Source organism: Paenibacillus sp. FSL A5-0031, from assembly GCF_001956295.1.
GTDB lineage: Bacteria > Bacillota > Bacilli > Paenibacillales > Paenibacillaceae > Pristimantibacillus.
This window is the reverse complement of sequence record NZ_MRTD01000008.1, coordinates 192,281-206,053: the sequence shown is the minus strand read 5'-3', so window position 1 is coordinate 206,053 and position 13,773 is coordinate 192,281. Positions and strand designations below refer to the sequence as shown.

The following is a 13,773-nucleotide window of genomic DNA, read 5'->3' as shown; positions in this document are numbered from 1 at the left end:
GCGGCGAAACGATGAAATTATCCTTTGGCGACAAAACATTTATGGCAGTCAACTATTTTCTATTGTTTGTGTTAGGCTTCACAGCCTTCTATCCATTCTGGAATGCTGCAGTGATTTCCTTTAATGCGGGAACCGATACGATGCTCGGTGGAATCACATTTTGGCCGCGCGTCTTCTCGTTGGACAATTATGAGGTCGTTTTCAAGGATAAACGACTTATAGATGGATTTATTATTTCTATTCTTCGTACGGTCATAGGTACGCTCCTATCCATTGCAGCAACAGCGATTTTTGCATACGGAATGAGTAAGCGGAATCTAGTTGGACGAAAGTATTACATGATCTTTTGCGTGTTGACCATGTACTTTAGCGGCGGCTTAATTCCAAGCTACCTGCTCATTCGTGAGCTTCATTTGATGAATTCGTTCTGGGTTATGATCATACCGGGAATTATCAGCGTATGGAACATGATCATATTCCGGACCTTCTTCCTTGGCATTCCGAATGGACTTGAGGAATCGGCACAAATTGACGGCTCCAGCAACTGGGGTATTCTATTTCGCATTGTTCTTCCTCTATCGGGGCCTGTCATTGCAACGCTTTCGTTGTTCACGGCGGTGTATCACTGGAATGATTGGTTTTCACCGAGTCTTTATATTTCAGATATTAACCTATTGCCGATTCAAACGAAGCTGCAGCAAATATTGAACTCCAATATTATGCTGGAGCAAATGTCCCAAATGGATTCAGCGGCACAAGGCCGAATGAGTGCAATGAAAGCGGTGACTTCAAAGTCGTTATCCATGGCAACCATGATGGTGGCGACCGTTCCAATACTTTGTGTGTATCCTTTTGTACAAAAGTATTTCGTGAAGGGTGTTCTCGTTGGTTCTTTGAAGGAATAACCAAGGGTTTAAAGCGTTAGCTTTAACCATAGATAGACAAGCAGAAGGGAGTTTAAGCGATGGCTAAATTCAGTAAAGCTTTTCATGCAGCATTGTCAATCACACTTGTCGTTGTACTTGCACTAACAGGATGTTCAAGCAATAATGGGGCGAATTCCGGGGTAAAGGAAGGAACCGACAACAAGCCGGATTCAAGCAAAGCTGCGTTTGTGTTAGGAGATCAACCGCTCGAGTTTTCTTTTTACGGCCATTATGATTGGTATACGATGCCTCCTTGGGGCGACGATTTATCGACGAAATGGATTAAGGAGAATAAGAAAGTAAATGTGGTGCCAATCAGCTCAGGAGGCAATGCGAAACAAAAATTCAACACGATGATTGTAGCGGGAGAACTGCCTGATGTGATCTGGATGGAGCGCAACGCAGACGTAGAGAAGCTGCGCTCGGAAGGAATGCTCGTTGCTTTTGACGATTACTTAGATAAATATCCGAATTTAAAGAAATGGGCTGGTGAGGCTACGCTTGATATGCTTCGCTCATCCGACGGCAAGCTGTATCAGTTTCCGAACTGGTATACGACGCAGCCTAATGGCAATGCAGGTTATTTGGTAAACAAGAAGATCCATGATGAGCTTGGCAAGCCGAGCTTGGAAACGACGGACGATCTTTATGCTTACTTGAAGCTGGTGAAAGAGAAATATCCGGATGTAGTCCCTCTGGAAGTAGGACAAAGCGCTTCGGGTATCGACATTATGGCATCCGCTTTTGCTGAAAACCGTCCTTATACGTACAATGCAATGATGGCTGTACCGTCAGGCGATAAGCTGGTATCGATCTTTACAGATCCTGTCTACCGGGAATCGATTCAATACGCAAGCAGATTATACCGTGAAAGACTGATTTCGCAGGATAGCTTTACGCAAAAGGCTGAGCAGGTTGAGCAGAAGATTGTAACGGGAAAAATAGCGGTTTACGCGGCTTCCAGCCCGACGGAGTATGGTGCGAAGGGCAATGCGCTATTGGCGGCCAAGGACCCAGGTGCAGGATATTTCATCACATGGCCGGTTCATAAAGCGGGACTTGATAAAAACAAAATATTCCCTGGCGATTACAAGCAGCTAGGTTGGAACGTCAGTGTCATTACGAAAGCAGCTAAAAACCCAGAAGCGATCTTCGCATTTTTGGATTGGTTCACGGGTCCAGAAGGACAGCGCCTAAGTATGTGGGGACCAGAGGGGATTTATTGGGACGGAGTGGATGCTGATGAAGCGCCATTGTTCACCGATAAGTTTGTAAATGACGTGGAAGAGCGCGAGGCATTAATGGCTTCAATCGTTAACTTTCAATGGGTAGGAAATACGGTATATGTAGACAACTCGAAGATGAAGTTTGAATCTACGCTGCCTGTGGAGAAACGGAGCTGGGAAACGTACTGGCAATCGGAAATTACGTGGAAAACGCAGCTCGATACGACAGAGTTCGTTAACTTGGACCCTGCTGGAGATACAGATGAGGGCATCGTTGGTTCAAGCGTATTCTCAATCTATGAGAAGTCGAGAGCGAAAGCGATTATGAATGCATCTTCCGATGCAGAAGTTAATCAAATTTTGGATAAGGCTGAAGCCGATGCACAGCAAGCTGGTTATGAGAAGCTTTTGAAATACAAGACCGAGAAGTGGCAAGAAAACGTAAGCAAATTAAAAAAATAGTGTTTTTAATTACAGGCTAGCTGGATTCAACTGCAGCAGTGGGATTGGAGGCTATATTCTCTATTGTTCATGCTTAAGCGATAGTTTGCATGCATGGCGAGAAGAGAATAGCCTTCAAAACCAAGTATTCGCATGGGAGAGAATATAATTGACATATTATTTGGGTGTGGATGGTGGAGGCAGTAAAACGATCGCTGTTGTATGTGACGAAATGGGGAGGGTTGTGGGCGCTAGTGAGAGCGGCTGCGGCAATCATCAATTAGGAGTAGAACTTGCTAGAAGCAATATTCAGGCAGCTGTTATCCATGCCCTGATGCATGCAAAGGTAACACAGGAGCAAATTGCATATGCGGTATTTGGTTTGGCGGGAGCAGATCGCGAGGCTGACTTTCAAATATTAAGGCCGATGATCGCGAAGCTTGGGTTTGAAAACTACGAGATCGTTTGCGATACGGTAATCGGTCTGAGAGCCGGTACGAAGCAGCCGGATGGGGTTGTTGTCATTTGCGGCAGCGGGACGAACAGCTTTGGCGTTAATCGCCATGGCGAGAGCTTGCAATGCGGCGGATTCGGTTATGCTTTCGGTGATTTTGGCGGAGGAAGCTTGCTGGCAGTGGAAGTTTTTCGTTCTGTTATACGCTCATGGGAGGGCAGAGGGCAAGCTACCTTGCTTACGGATCTGACCCTAGAACAACTAGGCTACGACACCGTTGAAAATATGTTCCACGACTACTTGAATCAGGGTAGGATGATTCCTCACCAGCTTGCGAAGCTGCTGTTTGAAGCGGCGGAGCAAAAGGATGAGGTAGCTTGCAGCATTCTGCAGAGGCAGGGTGAGGAGCTTGGCATGACGGCGAGTGCTGTCATTTCGAAGCTGAATATGAATCATGATGTATTTGATCTCGTTATGGTTGGCAGTGTGCTGACCCGCGGCGACAGCCGCTACGTTGCGCCTTATTTGGAGGAGCATGTGAAACGGGCAGCTCCAAATTGCAGCTTGACCGTGTTGTCGATGGAGCCTGTGGCAGGCGCGATTTTATTAGCTATGGATAAAACGACTTCTTCTATTGAAGAGTCTGTATATGCTTGTTTACAACAATGTTTATCAGTGAAGGAGGCGCAAGCAGAATGGGTGATCGATTAAAGGTAGTCGTTATTGGCGGAGGATCTTCTTATACGCCAGAGTTAATTGAAGGTTTTATATTAAACTATGCGACCTTTCCTGTGACGGAAATTGTGCTGGTAGACATACCGGAGGGACGGAATAAGCTGGCTATTGTCGGTCAGCTTGCCAAACGCATGATTGAGAAATCAGGCTTGCCTATTAAGCTGGATTTGACGCTGGATCGACGTTCGGTGCTGGCGGATGCTGACTTTGTAACGACGCAAATGCGTGTCGGCCGATTGGAAGCGCGCGGCTGGGATGAGTCTATTCCGCTCAAATACAATATGATTGGGCAGGAGACGACGGGTGCAGGCGGGATGATGAAGGCTCTGCGCACCATTCCTGTTCTTCTTGAAATCTGCAAGGATATGGAGGAGCTTTGCCCAGAGGCATGGCTGCTTAATTTCACCAACCCGGCCGGCATGGTTACAGAGGCTATCCATAAGCATTCACGCATCAAATCGATTGGGTTATGCAACTCTCCAATAGCTGCATATAAATGGCTGTCATCGTTGTACCAAGTACCGGTTGATAGCATTAGATGTGAATTCGCTGGGCTTAATCACCTGCACTGGATTAGCTCCATTACAGTTAATGGTGAATCCAAGCTGGATGAGCTCTTGAGTAACCAAGACGGGTACTCCGCCAAAAACGTACCTCAGTACGCTTGGAATGGCAGTTTGCTTCGTTCATTGCGAGCAATCCCGTCCTATTATTTAAAATATTTTTATTTGCAGCGCGAAATCTTGGCCGAGCAGCAAGCAGCAGCTGCCAAAGGTGAAACGCGGGCGGAGACGGTTCAGCGGCTTGAGGATGAGCTATTCGAAATTTACAAAGACCCGAATCTGTCGGAGAAACCAAAGCAGCTTGAACAGCGCGGCGGTGCTTATTATTCGGAGGCGGCTGTAAAGCTGATGAACTCGCTATATAACGACAGCGGTGATATTCAAACGTTAAACGTGCCAAATCAAGGGGTGCTGGACTTTCTGCCGGATGACGCTTGTATTGAAGTAAACTGTGTCGTTACGAAGGCAGGTCCAATTCCGCAGCCTGTAGCTATTGTGCCAGCGGCAGCGAAAGGACTCATTCATGCTGTGAAAGTGTATGAGCAGCTGGCTATTGAGGCAGCTGTATCCGGCAATAGGGATACGGCATTGCTGGCACTCGCGCATCACCCGCTCGTTGATTCAACGAATGACGCGCAGCGTATGCTGGATGAAATGCTGGAGCAGAACAAAGCGTATTTGCCGCAGTTTTTTGCAGAGTAAGCAGAATATGAATGAACGAAGACGTCTTCGCCGAATAGGGTGAGAGACGTCTTTTTTTGCGCTTAGTAAGCTCAGTCGCAATCGCCCGCAATAACTGTTACATTAGAATTAAAATATGAGTTAGGCATAGGTTCCGTATAATTTCAGCTTGTTTATAAGCCTATATAATGGAGGGTTGCGTATATGTCATCTTTTAAAGCGCTTGTGATTAACAAAGTAGAAAATGAGATTATCGCAAATACACAGCAGTTGGACTTATACGATTTGCCGCAGGGTGAATTGCTTATTAAGGTTGCGTATTCCAGTGTGAATTACAAAGATGCGTTAGCTTGTTTGCCTAATGGCGGTATTGTGAAAAGTTATCCTTTTGTACCGGGTATTGATTTGGCGGGTACGGTTGTATCGAGTGAAGATGAGAGATTCCAAGAGGGCGACGAAATTGTGGTCACGGGATTTGGGCTCGGCGTCAATCATTTTGGCGGTTTTAGCGAATATGCCCGTGTGCCTGCGGAATGGACAATCAAGCTGCCGCAAGGTTTGTCGATGAAGGAAGCTATGATACTGGGGACGGCAGGTTTTACTGCGGCTTTGTCCGTATATGAGCTTGTGCAAAATGGCATTCGGCCAGAGGATGGTCCTATTCTCGTGACTGGTGCAACTGGAGGAGTAGGCAGTATTGCTGCTGCAATTGCGGCGAAGCTTGGATATGAGGTGGCAGCGAGTACGGGGAAACTGGATAAGCAGCAGTATTTGCTTGATTTAGGCGTGAAGCGAATTCTGCCAAGAGAAGAGCTTCTATCTGGTTCCAAGCAGCCTCTGGACAAGCAGATATGGGCAGGAGCTATTGATTGTGTGGGCGGGGAGACATTAACCGCGGTGCTGTCTCAATTAAAATATGGCGGCGCCGTAGCGGCGAGCGGTTTGACAGGCGGAGCGGGCCTTTCGATGACCGTATACCCATTCATCATAAGAGGAGTACGGCTGATCGGTATTGATTCTGTCATGGCAGGGATGGAGATTCGCAGCAAAATATGGGCGCTATTGGCTGATGTCTATAAGCCAAGTATGCTGGGCGAATTATTCTCGGAAATTAGTCTGGACCAGGTGAGCCACCAGGTAGCTACCCTCTTGAATGGGCAAGCAAAAGGCAGAGCCATTGTAAAGCTATAACGACAGAAAAGAGCAATTGCCTGCATGCGGGCAATTGCTCTTTTTGTTAAAGCTAACCTCGTTTTAATCTCCGTGCGCGGAATTGCTTGTATTGAAAATAGATCGTGCAGCCGATGCAAAAGCCGAGAATGGCGGCTAGCGCAGCAGCTCCCATCATCCCAGCAAATATATAACCGGCTGCAGACCAGCCGAGCATAAAGCTAAGCAGCGAGAAAGTGAGGAAACCTACACCTAGGGAGTTGTTGAAGCGCTGCAGCTCAGCTGCTTCTGTTTGTGCGGAAGAAATTCGACCGTTTAGGAAAGGGCGAGCCGCAATAATGAATAAATTAGCTTTGGGACCGAAAATAAGTCCAATTATTTGAATAATCCAAAGTGCTGCAATAAGCCAAGGCAACTGCAGGCCTATCGCAAGAAGAAGTACGGCTACGATACCGACTTGATTACTTCGAACAAATGGAATGGGAATCTCCTTCATTATAAAAACCAACTTTCCGTATTGGATTTATATAATTTAATAGTAGATAATTTAAGCTCTTTTGGCAATAACCAAATGATTAATCGATCAAAAATATTATTAAATGACAACTTTCGATAACTACCAATTTTTTTCAATATTCATATATAATAGATTAATAATACTAAAGAACTAATTTCTTTGATAAGAGGTAGATAGATTAGTGAAGCTCACAGGTATTGATATGTTTAAAGGGCTCTCTAATGTAGAGCTTGCGAAGCTGCTGGGGATGCTTGATAAACAACAGATTCCTGCGGGAACGAGGTTGTTCCATCAAGGCGAGCATGGCGATCAAATGTTCATCATAGAAAGCGGCACGATTGAGCTATTCTCAAAAACGGATGACAGCGTTCGGCGTTCGCTTGCCGTGCTTGGGCCAGGCGAGGTTTTTGGTGAAATGGCTCTGCTTACTGGGGAAGCGCGGTCTGCTGAGGCCGTAGCTGCGGAGGATGCTGTACTGCATATCATTGACAGCAGGATGTTTGATCGCCTTGTTGCTGAGAATGCAATTTTCTCATCCTATTTCATCAAGCTGCTTTCGCAACGATTGATCGCAACGAATGCGAAGCTTCAAGCATCTAAGAAAACGGAATCCGAGCGAATTGCGTATGAGCTTGGACAATTGCGCGAGCTATCGGCTCGGTTTCTGCAGTGGTGCGCACATGTTCCTCTTATTAGCAGAGGGCTTGTGGAGCATACCTATGGCATGACAATGCAAAGGGAGCTTTCAGAGAATCTCTTCCTTCGGGAGTGCTTTCAAGATGATCCGTTAACATCGGAATGGTTGACTCTTATAAGCGGTATTAAACCAGTTCTTAATGATATAAGCAAGGAGCGTTATGGGTACGAGGAGATGGCTGGTTGGCTGGAAAATGCGACCTCGTGGTATGTTTCTCAAGGCAACTGGGTGGCATTCATCATGATCCAAGCGGATAAAGGGAACTGGCCGGCAGCGCTAGACACGTATGCTCGCATAGAAGGAGAGGTTACGGATCATCAGCGCGCAGAACTTTTTCGTACCATTAGCCGCTGCCCTAGAGATATACTCGCAGGAAATTACACGGTGCTGCAAACCTATCTACCTTACTGTGAGAAAAATGCGCCGGAAATTGGGCTTGCTGTTATAGAAGCCTCATTAAACCAGCCTAACAAATTTCAATCGCATGAGCTTTTGTTTTTGTACGAGTGCGGAACGGAGCTTAGCAGACGTGTTGGCAGAAACAATCAAGCGTTGGATTATTTGAAGCTGGCTGATGCATTAGCTAGCACTTTATCCTTCAATAAAGTTGAATTGCCGGATGCTGATCGGGCGTATGGATTAGCCAAACAAAAGCTGGCTAGAAAACGCAGCGAGGTGCTTGTGAAAGGCGCCGGACGTTTGTTGAAGGGGAATCGCGCTGCAGAAGCAGGGGCTGTCATGGCGGCGCTGCTCTGCATCATACTTTCTTTCCTATTAGATCCTATTGGCGGTTTAACTGAGGCGGGCATGCGGTTTATCGGAATTGCGCTAGCTGCAGTTATTATGTGGATTGTTCCGATTATGCCGGATTACATTGTGGCGCTTGGCATGATTATGCTGTGGGTGCTGGGGGGCGTTGCCTCTCCGGAAACGGCACTCTCGGGATTTGCATCAAGCTCGTGGCTCTTTATGATTTCTATTATGGCGATAAGTGCGGTAATAACAAAATCAGGCATTTCTTACCGCTTTGCACTCCATGCTTTAAAAAGATTTCCTGCCCATTACCGCGGACAGCTTTGGGGCATTATTGCAGGCGGGGTCCTGCTTAATCCGCTGCTTCCTTCATCCTCTGCCAAGGTATCGCTTGGCGTTCCGATGGCACAGACGCTCGCCGAATCGCTCGGCTTTGAAGAGAGAAGCAAGGGAGCCGCTGGCCTTGGGCTGATTGCTATGATTTTCTTTGGCTTTACCGCGCCTTTTGTTATGACAGGCTCATACACCAATATTATGGCTTATGGCCTTGCTTCTACAGAGCAATCGGTATCGTGGCTGCAATGGTTATTGTATGCGCTGCCAGCGTTTATTATTTTCGGCACTGTGTTGATTATCGTATTGCTCTTTATGTTCCGTAAGATCGAGCCTGCCAAAGTTGTCACAGGCGAAGTGCTGAGTGAACAGATGAGGCTGCTTGGCCCGCTAACAAAGGATGAGCGAGTATCGCTCTGGACGATTATATGCTGCATTGGGCTTATGGTGCTTCAACCGATTCACGGGATTGAGAGTACGTGGATTATGCTGATGGGTTTTGCGGTTTTAGTTATTAGCGGCGTGCTCGATAAACAGACAATTTCGACAGGGATAGATTGGACTTTTTTATTGTTTCTCGGGGCTGCATTCAGCTTTGCGGGCGTCGCCGAGCAGCTAGGAATTGCTGAGCTGTTATCTTCCTTTCTTGGAGAGCATATGTCTGTTTTTGTGAGCACACCTGCCTTATTCCTTGTTGCAGTCATTCTCGTTTCCTTTGTCGTTACACTAGTCATTCGAGATGATCCAGCTGTTATTTTACTTATCACCGCTATTGTTCCTTTAGGAGAGACAGTAGGCATTCATCCTTGGGTGCTCGTGTTTGTCATATTGCTTGCAACAGATCCGTTTTTCTTTGCCTATCAGTCTCCTACCTATTTAACTGCCTATTACAGCTCGGAGGGGAAAGCGTTTACCCATCGTCAAGCCGGGAAGCTTGCACTCGGTTATGCATTTGCAGTTCTACTTATAGCTGTGCTCTGTGTTCCATATTGGAAGTGGCTTCATCTCATTTGACGGAAAAGAAGGGAAAGGAGGATAGTATGAAAATAAAGCTTATACATATTATGGCCCTGCTTGCTGTACTGGCTATTTTCTTCATGTATAGAGGAACATTTGATCGAATGGACTATTTTTTCCAAGATCGTTTTATGCAAAAGGAAAGCCCTGTCGAAACTCAAATTGCCATTATCGCTATTGATGATGAAAGTGTGAGTGAATTTGGGAGCTGGCCTTGGAATCGAAATGTTCATGCTCAATTGGTTGATATGCTCTCCGAAGGAAAACCGGCAGTTATTGCGTTTGACGTCACTTTCCCTGCACCGTCGGCAGATGATCCATCATCGGATGAAGCGCTAATCAGCGCAGTGAAAAATGCGGGCAATGTCGTTTTTCCCGTATATGGAACATTTGAAGCTTCAGCCAAGCAGGGCGCAATTGACGCGCTTGAAATATCTGAGCCGTTTCCGGCACTTAAGGAAGCAGCAGCGGCGGTTGGACATATCAACACGATACCGGACCGCGATCACGTTGTACGCAACTCTTTATATCGTTTTATGTATGAAGACGAGCAGGTAGAAAGCTTTTCTTGGACAATTTATAAAATGTACATGGAGCGCCTCGGCAAAAGCGTAAGTGCGGATATGCTTCCGCTTGATGCATTTGGACAGTTTCATATTCCCTATACGGAGCGGCCAGGGCAATATGAAGCGATTCCTTACGCTGCTGTTCTGAACGGGGATGTGCCTGCGGATTATTTTCAGGATCGCATTGTGCTTATTGGACCGTATGCCACGGGCTTTAAGGATGAGTACCTGACGCCATTGCAGGTGAAAAAAATGATGTACGGGGTGGAAATACACGCGAATATTATACAGGCTCTGCTCGAAAATGATCTTAAGCATGAGCTTAATTGGAAATGGAATGCGTTGATTTTGCTCCTTGCGGCTTCGCTTGCCTACTTCTTATTCCGGAAGTGGAATATGCTTATCTCATTTTTGGCGGTTGCGGTTATTCTCGTTGCGTTTGTAGTAGGAAGCAGCTACTTGTACGGTCAGGGAATCATTATATCAATCGGCTATGTGGTGCCGCTGCTAATTATTAGTTGCATCATCGTCGTTGGGTTCCATTACGTAGAGGAATTGCTGGAGCGACGCAGGGTGACGGATATATTCGGCAGATACGTGGCCCCCGAGGTCGTTAACCAGATTTTGAAAAATGGTGAAGAGGGCTTAAAGCTGGGCGGAACGCGCCGTGAGTTAACTGTGCTTTTTGTTGATATTCGCGGCTTTACGCCTCTCTCAGAGAAGGCGGAGCCGGAGGAAATCGTTGAAATATTAAATGAATACTTGGATCTTGCCGCCAACTGCATCTTTAAATTCGAAGGTACGCTGGATAAGTTTATCGGCGATGCAGCCATGGCAATTTTCAATGCGCCGCTGCTTCTTGAAGACCATCCAATGCGAGCGGTGGAAGCGGCGTGGGCAATGAAAGAGGGCTCAGCCGCATTGGAGCGCAAGTTAATGGAACGATTTGGATTTGGTGTGAAGTTTGGTCTTGGCATTCATACGGGGCCAGCCGTCTTCGGCAACATAGGTTCGAAGAGCAGGATGGACTATACCGCTATTGGAGACACGGTTAATACGACAGCTAGGCTGGAGAGCAATGCAAAGCCCGGACAAATCATTATGAGCGATGCGGTCTATCAGGTGGTTAAAGATCGGGTTATTGCGAACGCTCTTGGCGAGATCAAGGTAAAAGGAAAAGAACAGGGCATCTCAATCTATGAATTGGAGGGACTAAAATGAAGACGTTAAAGCTAGTTTTTGTGACTTTGCTAGTCATGGCTATTATTATGCCGACATCTGTATTTGCGAAGGATACGGAAAAGGCGGGGAAAATAACGGCCATTTCAGGCAAAGCGGAAGTGAAAAAGAGCGGCGGGTCCAAGAAATTTAATGCTTTTAAAGGAATGGCTATTACGAAAGGCGATACGATACTAACCGGCAGTGATGGGAAAGTAACGATGGATCTGGACAGCGATAAAGAAGTCACGATTGGCACGGATACCACGCTTGTTGTGAGTGAACTGGTCAAAAGCGCAAAGGCACTGGGCGGCAAAACGAGCCTGAGCCTGCTAAAGGGAAAGGTTCTTGTCACGATTAAGAAGAAGCTTGATGGCGATTCTAGATTTGAGATCGAGACGCCAACTGCCATTATGGGCGTTATGGGGACGCAGTTTACCGTTACGTATGAGAATAACGAGAGCTACTTGGGTGTATTTGAAGGCGCAGTAAAAACGAAGCATGGACCAGGGCTAACGGACGAGACGACTGTTAATCCAAATGAACAGCTGCCACTGAATAAAGATGGGGCAGGAGTAAAGGAAAAGCTGAATTATCTCGATCTTCCGTTGGTCGGCCTGGAGCATTATCTTCTGCTGCTTCAAAAGGATGCTAAAGCGGATAAGACATTAATTGAGCAAGTTAAAGCACTAATTGAAAAGAAAAAACAAGAAGAAGCGGCGACAGCTGCAGGCGGTAGTGGAGCTTCACAATCCAACTCTACTATTGTATATGAGGACAATGCGGGAACAGGCGGCAGCAGCGGTGGAGGCGGCAACCCGGTCGTGACGCCAACACCAACGCCAACGGCGTCACCAACACCAACGCCAACACCAACGGCGTCACCGACGCCAACACCAACGGCGTCACCGACGCCAACGCCAACAGCGTCACCGACGCCAACACCAACGGCATCACCGACGCCAACGCCAACAGCGTCACCGACGCCAACACCAACACCAACGCCAGTACCTGTGCCGCCAATGTTAGATTTAACGATGTTTTATAATCATTTAGAATCGTTTATGAAAAATGACAAAACGTTTATTTTGCCATTTACGACGGCAATTGCTCTTAATGACTCTAGTGCAAATATCGTCAAATTTGAGGTGCGACAGGATGACGCTGGTGAATTTGAAAGTCTAGATATCGTTGAGACGGTTGATATACATCCTTCTGAACCTAATCAGCTGGTGGTTAAATTAAAAGAAGCTGTGCAGTACGGATCAATCATTCGTATAACGGTCTATGAAAATAAATTAAAAAATTCGGAAACCAATGATGTGCAGACGAATGAACAAGTTACAGCAAGGGGAGAAATGGAACAAGGGTTTCAATTTATAAATAACAGTGAATACCCGCCAATTGAATTTATTTTAGGGAAAACCAATTACAACAAAAATTTATCCTTTAAAACTTTTGGTTATGGAATGCCTGAATGGCCTTCTGAGGGGAACTCCCCTTACGTTAGAATAACTAGAGTTTGCCCAATTGAAGAAACGGAGGAGTGTTATCCGTTTTTTGAATATAACCTTAGCGGTGCTTTACTGTTTAGCGTAACTGGTCCTGATACGGCGGATGTTATGTTAAAAGGGAATTATTTTGCCGAAGGCAATTTACGGCCTGGAGCATATCGTTTGAGTATTTCTTTAGAAAATGGAAGTAATGGTGTGGTTGAAAACTTTCTAGAGCTTGATATTACGGTACGGGTAGCTAATCCTCCGGAGGCTTTAACCAAAGCGGCATTTATGGAGGATGAGTATACGTTAGTGCTTCCATTTACTACGAGCCTTGCTTTTGGGAATTATTTTCCAAAAGATGGTTTGATAATTTATAAATGCGACGCGGTAGAGCTTCCAGAGGGCAGAACATGTAGAAATGCGGAGCTGCCCCTCCTCAACATAACGGATATTGAAAGTGTTGCTGTTGACCAAGATAATCAAACGCAGCTCATTGTAAAGCTTAAAGATCCCATTGCATACAACTCAAATATTGATGTGTATGTAATACCGAATGCTTGGAAAAACCTAGTTAATGGTGATTTTCAAGAAAACGAGCAGCATTTCTCTTTAGATAGCAAAGTAACGGCCTTTCCTAGATACGTAGATTTTGAGAACAGGCCCGATATAGTGAAGGATAAGGAGCTTTTCATCTACACACATGGTTATGAACTGGGAGAGATAATGATTGATGGAAATTTTTGCGTGGAAGAGCCATCTTGCTTTTGGTTTGAAAGTATGCCGCTAGAGAGCGATGCATATGAGCTCGAGAATGATGGTGAATATACAAAACTCATACTTAAAGGATCCTATTTCAGTATGGAACTAGCAAGAGGCGAGGGAAATATTACAATACCCATTATGAAAAAAGAGGAACAAATTGACGAGATAATTATACCCTTCCATATTATAAGGCCAATAACTATAGATTAAATATC

The 13,773-nt window shown here is 45.9% G+C and carries 9 protein-coding genes; 8 read left to right on the top strand and 1 reads right to left on the bottom strand.

Translation table 11 applies throughout. The features are described from left to right. The first annotated feature begins 11 nt into the window (after nt 1-11). The 5 genes from BK120_RS16205 (at nt 12) to BK120_RS16185 (ending at nt 6,217) form a co-directional block, all read left to right on the top strand. Nucleotides 12-905: a carbohydrate ABC transporter permease gene (locus BK120_RS16205; protein ID WP_076268524.1), complete on the top strand. Its 894-nt coding sequence runs from the start codon at nt 12-14 to the stop codon at nt 903-905. A gap of 59 nt (nt 906-964) precedes the next feature. Continuing rightward, entirely contained in the window at nt 965-2,614 is a 1,650-nt protein-coding gene (locus tag BK120_RS16200) for an extracellular solute-binding protein (RefSeq protein WP_076268523.1), read from the top strand. Nucleotides 2,615-2,762: 148 nt separating this feature from the next. Next, complete coding sequence (locus tag BK120_RS16195) at nt 2,763-3,758, top strand: N-acetylglucosamine kinase (RefSeq protein WP_076268522.1); 996 nt, start codon at nt 2,763-2,765, stop codon at nt 3,756-3,758. Next, complete coding sequence (locus tag BK120_RS16190) at nt 3,743-5,047, top strand: 6-phospho-beta-glucosidase (protein WP_076268521.1); 1,305 nt, start codon at nt 3,743-3,745, stop codon at nt 5,045-5,047. The genes BK120_RS16195 and BK120_RS16190 overlap by 16 nt, the downstream gene beginning before the upstream one ends. Before the next feature lie 183 nt (nt 5,048-5,230). Continuing rightward, nucleotides 5,231-6,217, top strand: a complete 987-nt coding sequence (locus tag BK120_RS16185; RefSeq protein WP_076268520.1) for an oxidoreductase — start codon at nt 5,231-5,233, stop codon at nt 6,215-6,217. A 52-nt stretch (nt 6,218-6,269) separates the two neighbouring features. Here the strand turns inward: BK120_RS16185 and BK120_RS16180 are convergent, their stop codons facing one another. Further along, complete coding sequence (locus BK120_RS16180; protein WP_076268519.1) at nt 6,270-6,692, bottom strand: DUF4395 domain-containing protein; 423 nt, start codon at nt 6,690-6,692, stop codon at nt 6,270-6,272. 202 nt (nt 6,693-6,894) lie between these two features. On the opposite strand from BK120_RS16180, the gene BK120_RS16175 reads away from it, so the two are divergent. The 3 genes from BK120_RS16175 to BK120_RS34615 are packed head-to-tail and all read left to right on the top strand — an operon-like array spanning nt 6,895 to nt 13,768. After that, nucleotides 6,895-9,510: an SLC13 family permease gene (locus BK120_RS16175; protein ID WP_076268518.1), complete on the top strand. Its 2,616-nt coding sequence runs from the start codon at nt 6,895-6,897 to the stop codon at nt 9,508-9,510. A 26-nt stretch (nt 9,511-9,536) separates the two neighbouring features. After that, complete coding sequence (locus BK120_RS16170) at nt 9,537-11,300, top strand: CHASE2 domain-containing protein (protein ID WP_076268517.1); 1,764 nt, start codon at nt 9,537-9,539, stop codon at nt 11,298-11,300. Beyond that, entirely contained in the window at nt 11,297-13,768 is a 2,472-nt protein-coding gene (locus BK120_RS34615; RefSeq protein ID WP_083682059.1) for a FecR family protein, read from the top strand. The genes BK120_RS16170 and BK120_RS34615 overlap by 4 nt, the downstream gene beginning before the upstream one ends. Nucleotides 13,769-13,773: the final 5 nt, after the last annotated feature.

Excerpts from the sequence above, each read along its gene's own strand:
- BK120_RS34615 (WP_083682059.1), top strand. The coding sequence starts at position 11,297 with ATGAAGACGTTAAAGCTAGTTTTTGTGACTTTGCTAGTCATGGCTATT.
- BK120_RS16205 (WP_076268524.1), top strand. The coding sequence starts at position 12 with ATGAAATTATCCTTTGGCGACAAAACATTTATGGCAGTCAACTATTTT.
- BK120_RS16190 (WP_076268521.1), top strand. The coding sequence starts at position 3,743 with ATGGGTGATCGATTAAAGGTAGTCGTTATTGGCGGAGGATCTTCTTAT.
- BK120_RS16180 (WP_076268519.1), bottom strand. The coding sequence starts at position 6,692 with ATGAAGGAGATTCCCATTCCATTTGTTCGAAGTAATCAAGTCGGTATC.
- BK120_RS16200 (WP_076268523.1), top strand. The coding sequence starts at position 965 with ATGGCTAAATTCAGTAAAGCTTTTCATGCAGCATTGTCAATCACACTT.
- BK120_RS16170 (WP_076268517.1), top strand. The coding sequence starts at position 9,537 with ATGAAAATAAAGCTTATACATATTATGGCCCTGCTTGCTGTACTGGCT.
- BK120_RS16185 (WP_076268520.1), top strand. The coding sequence starts at position 5,231 with ATGTCATCTTTTAAAGCGCTTGTGATTAACAAAGTAGAAAATGAGATT.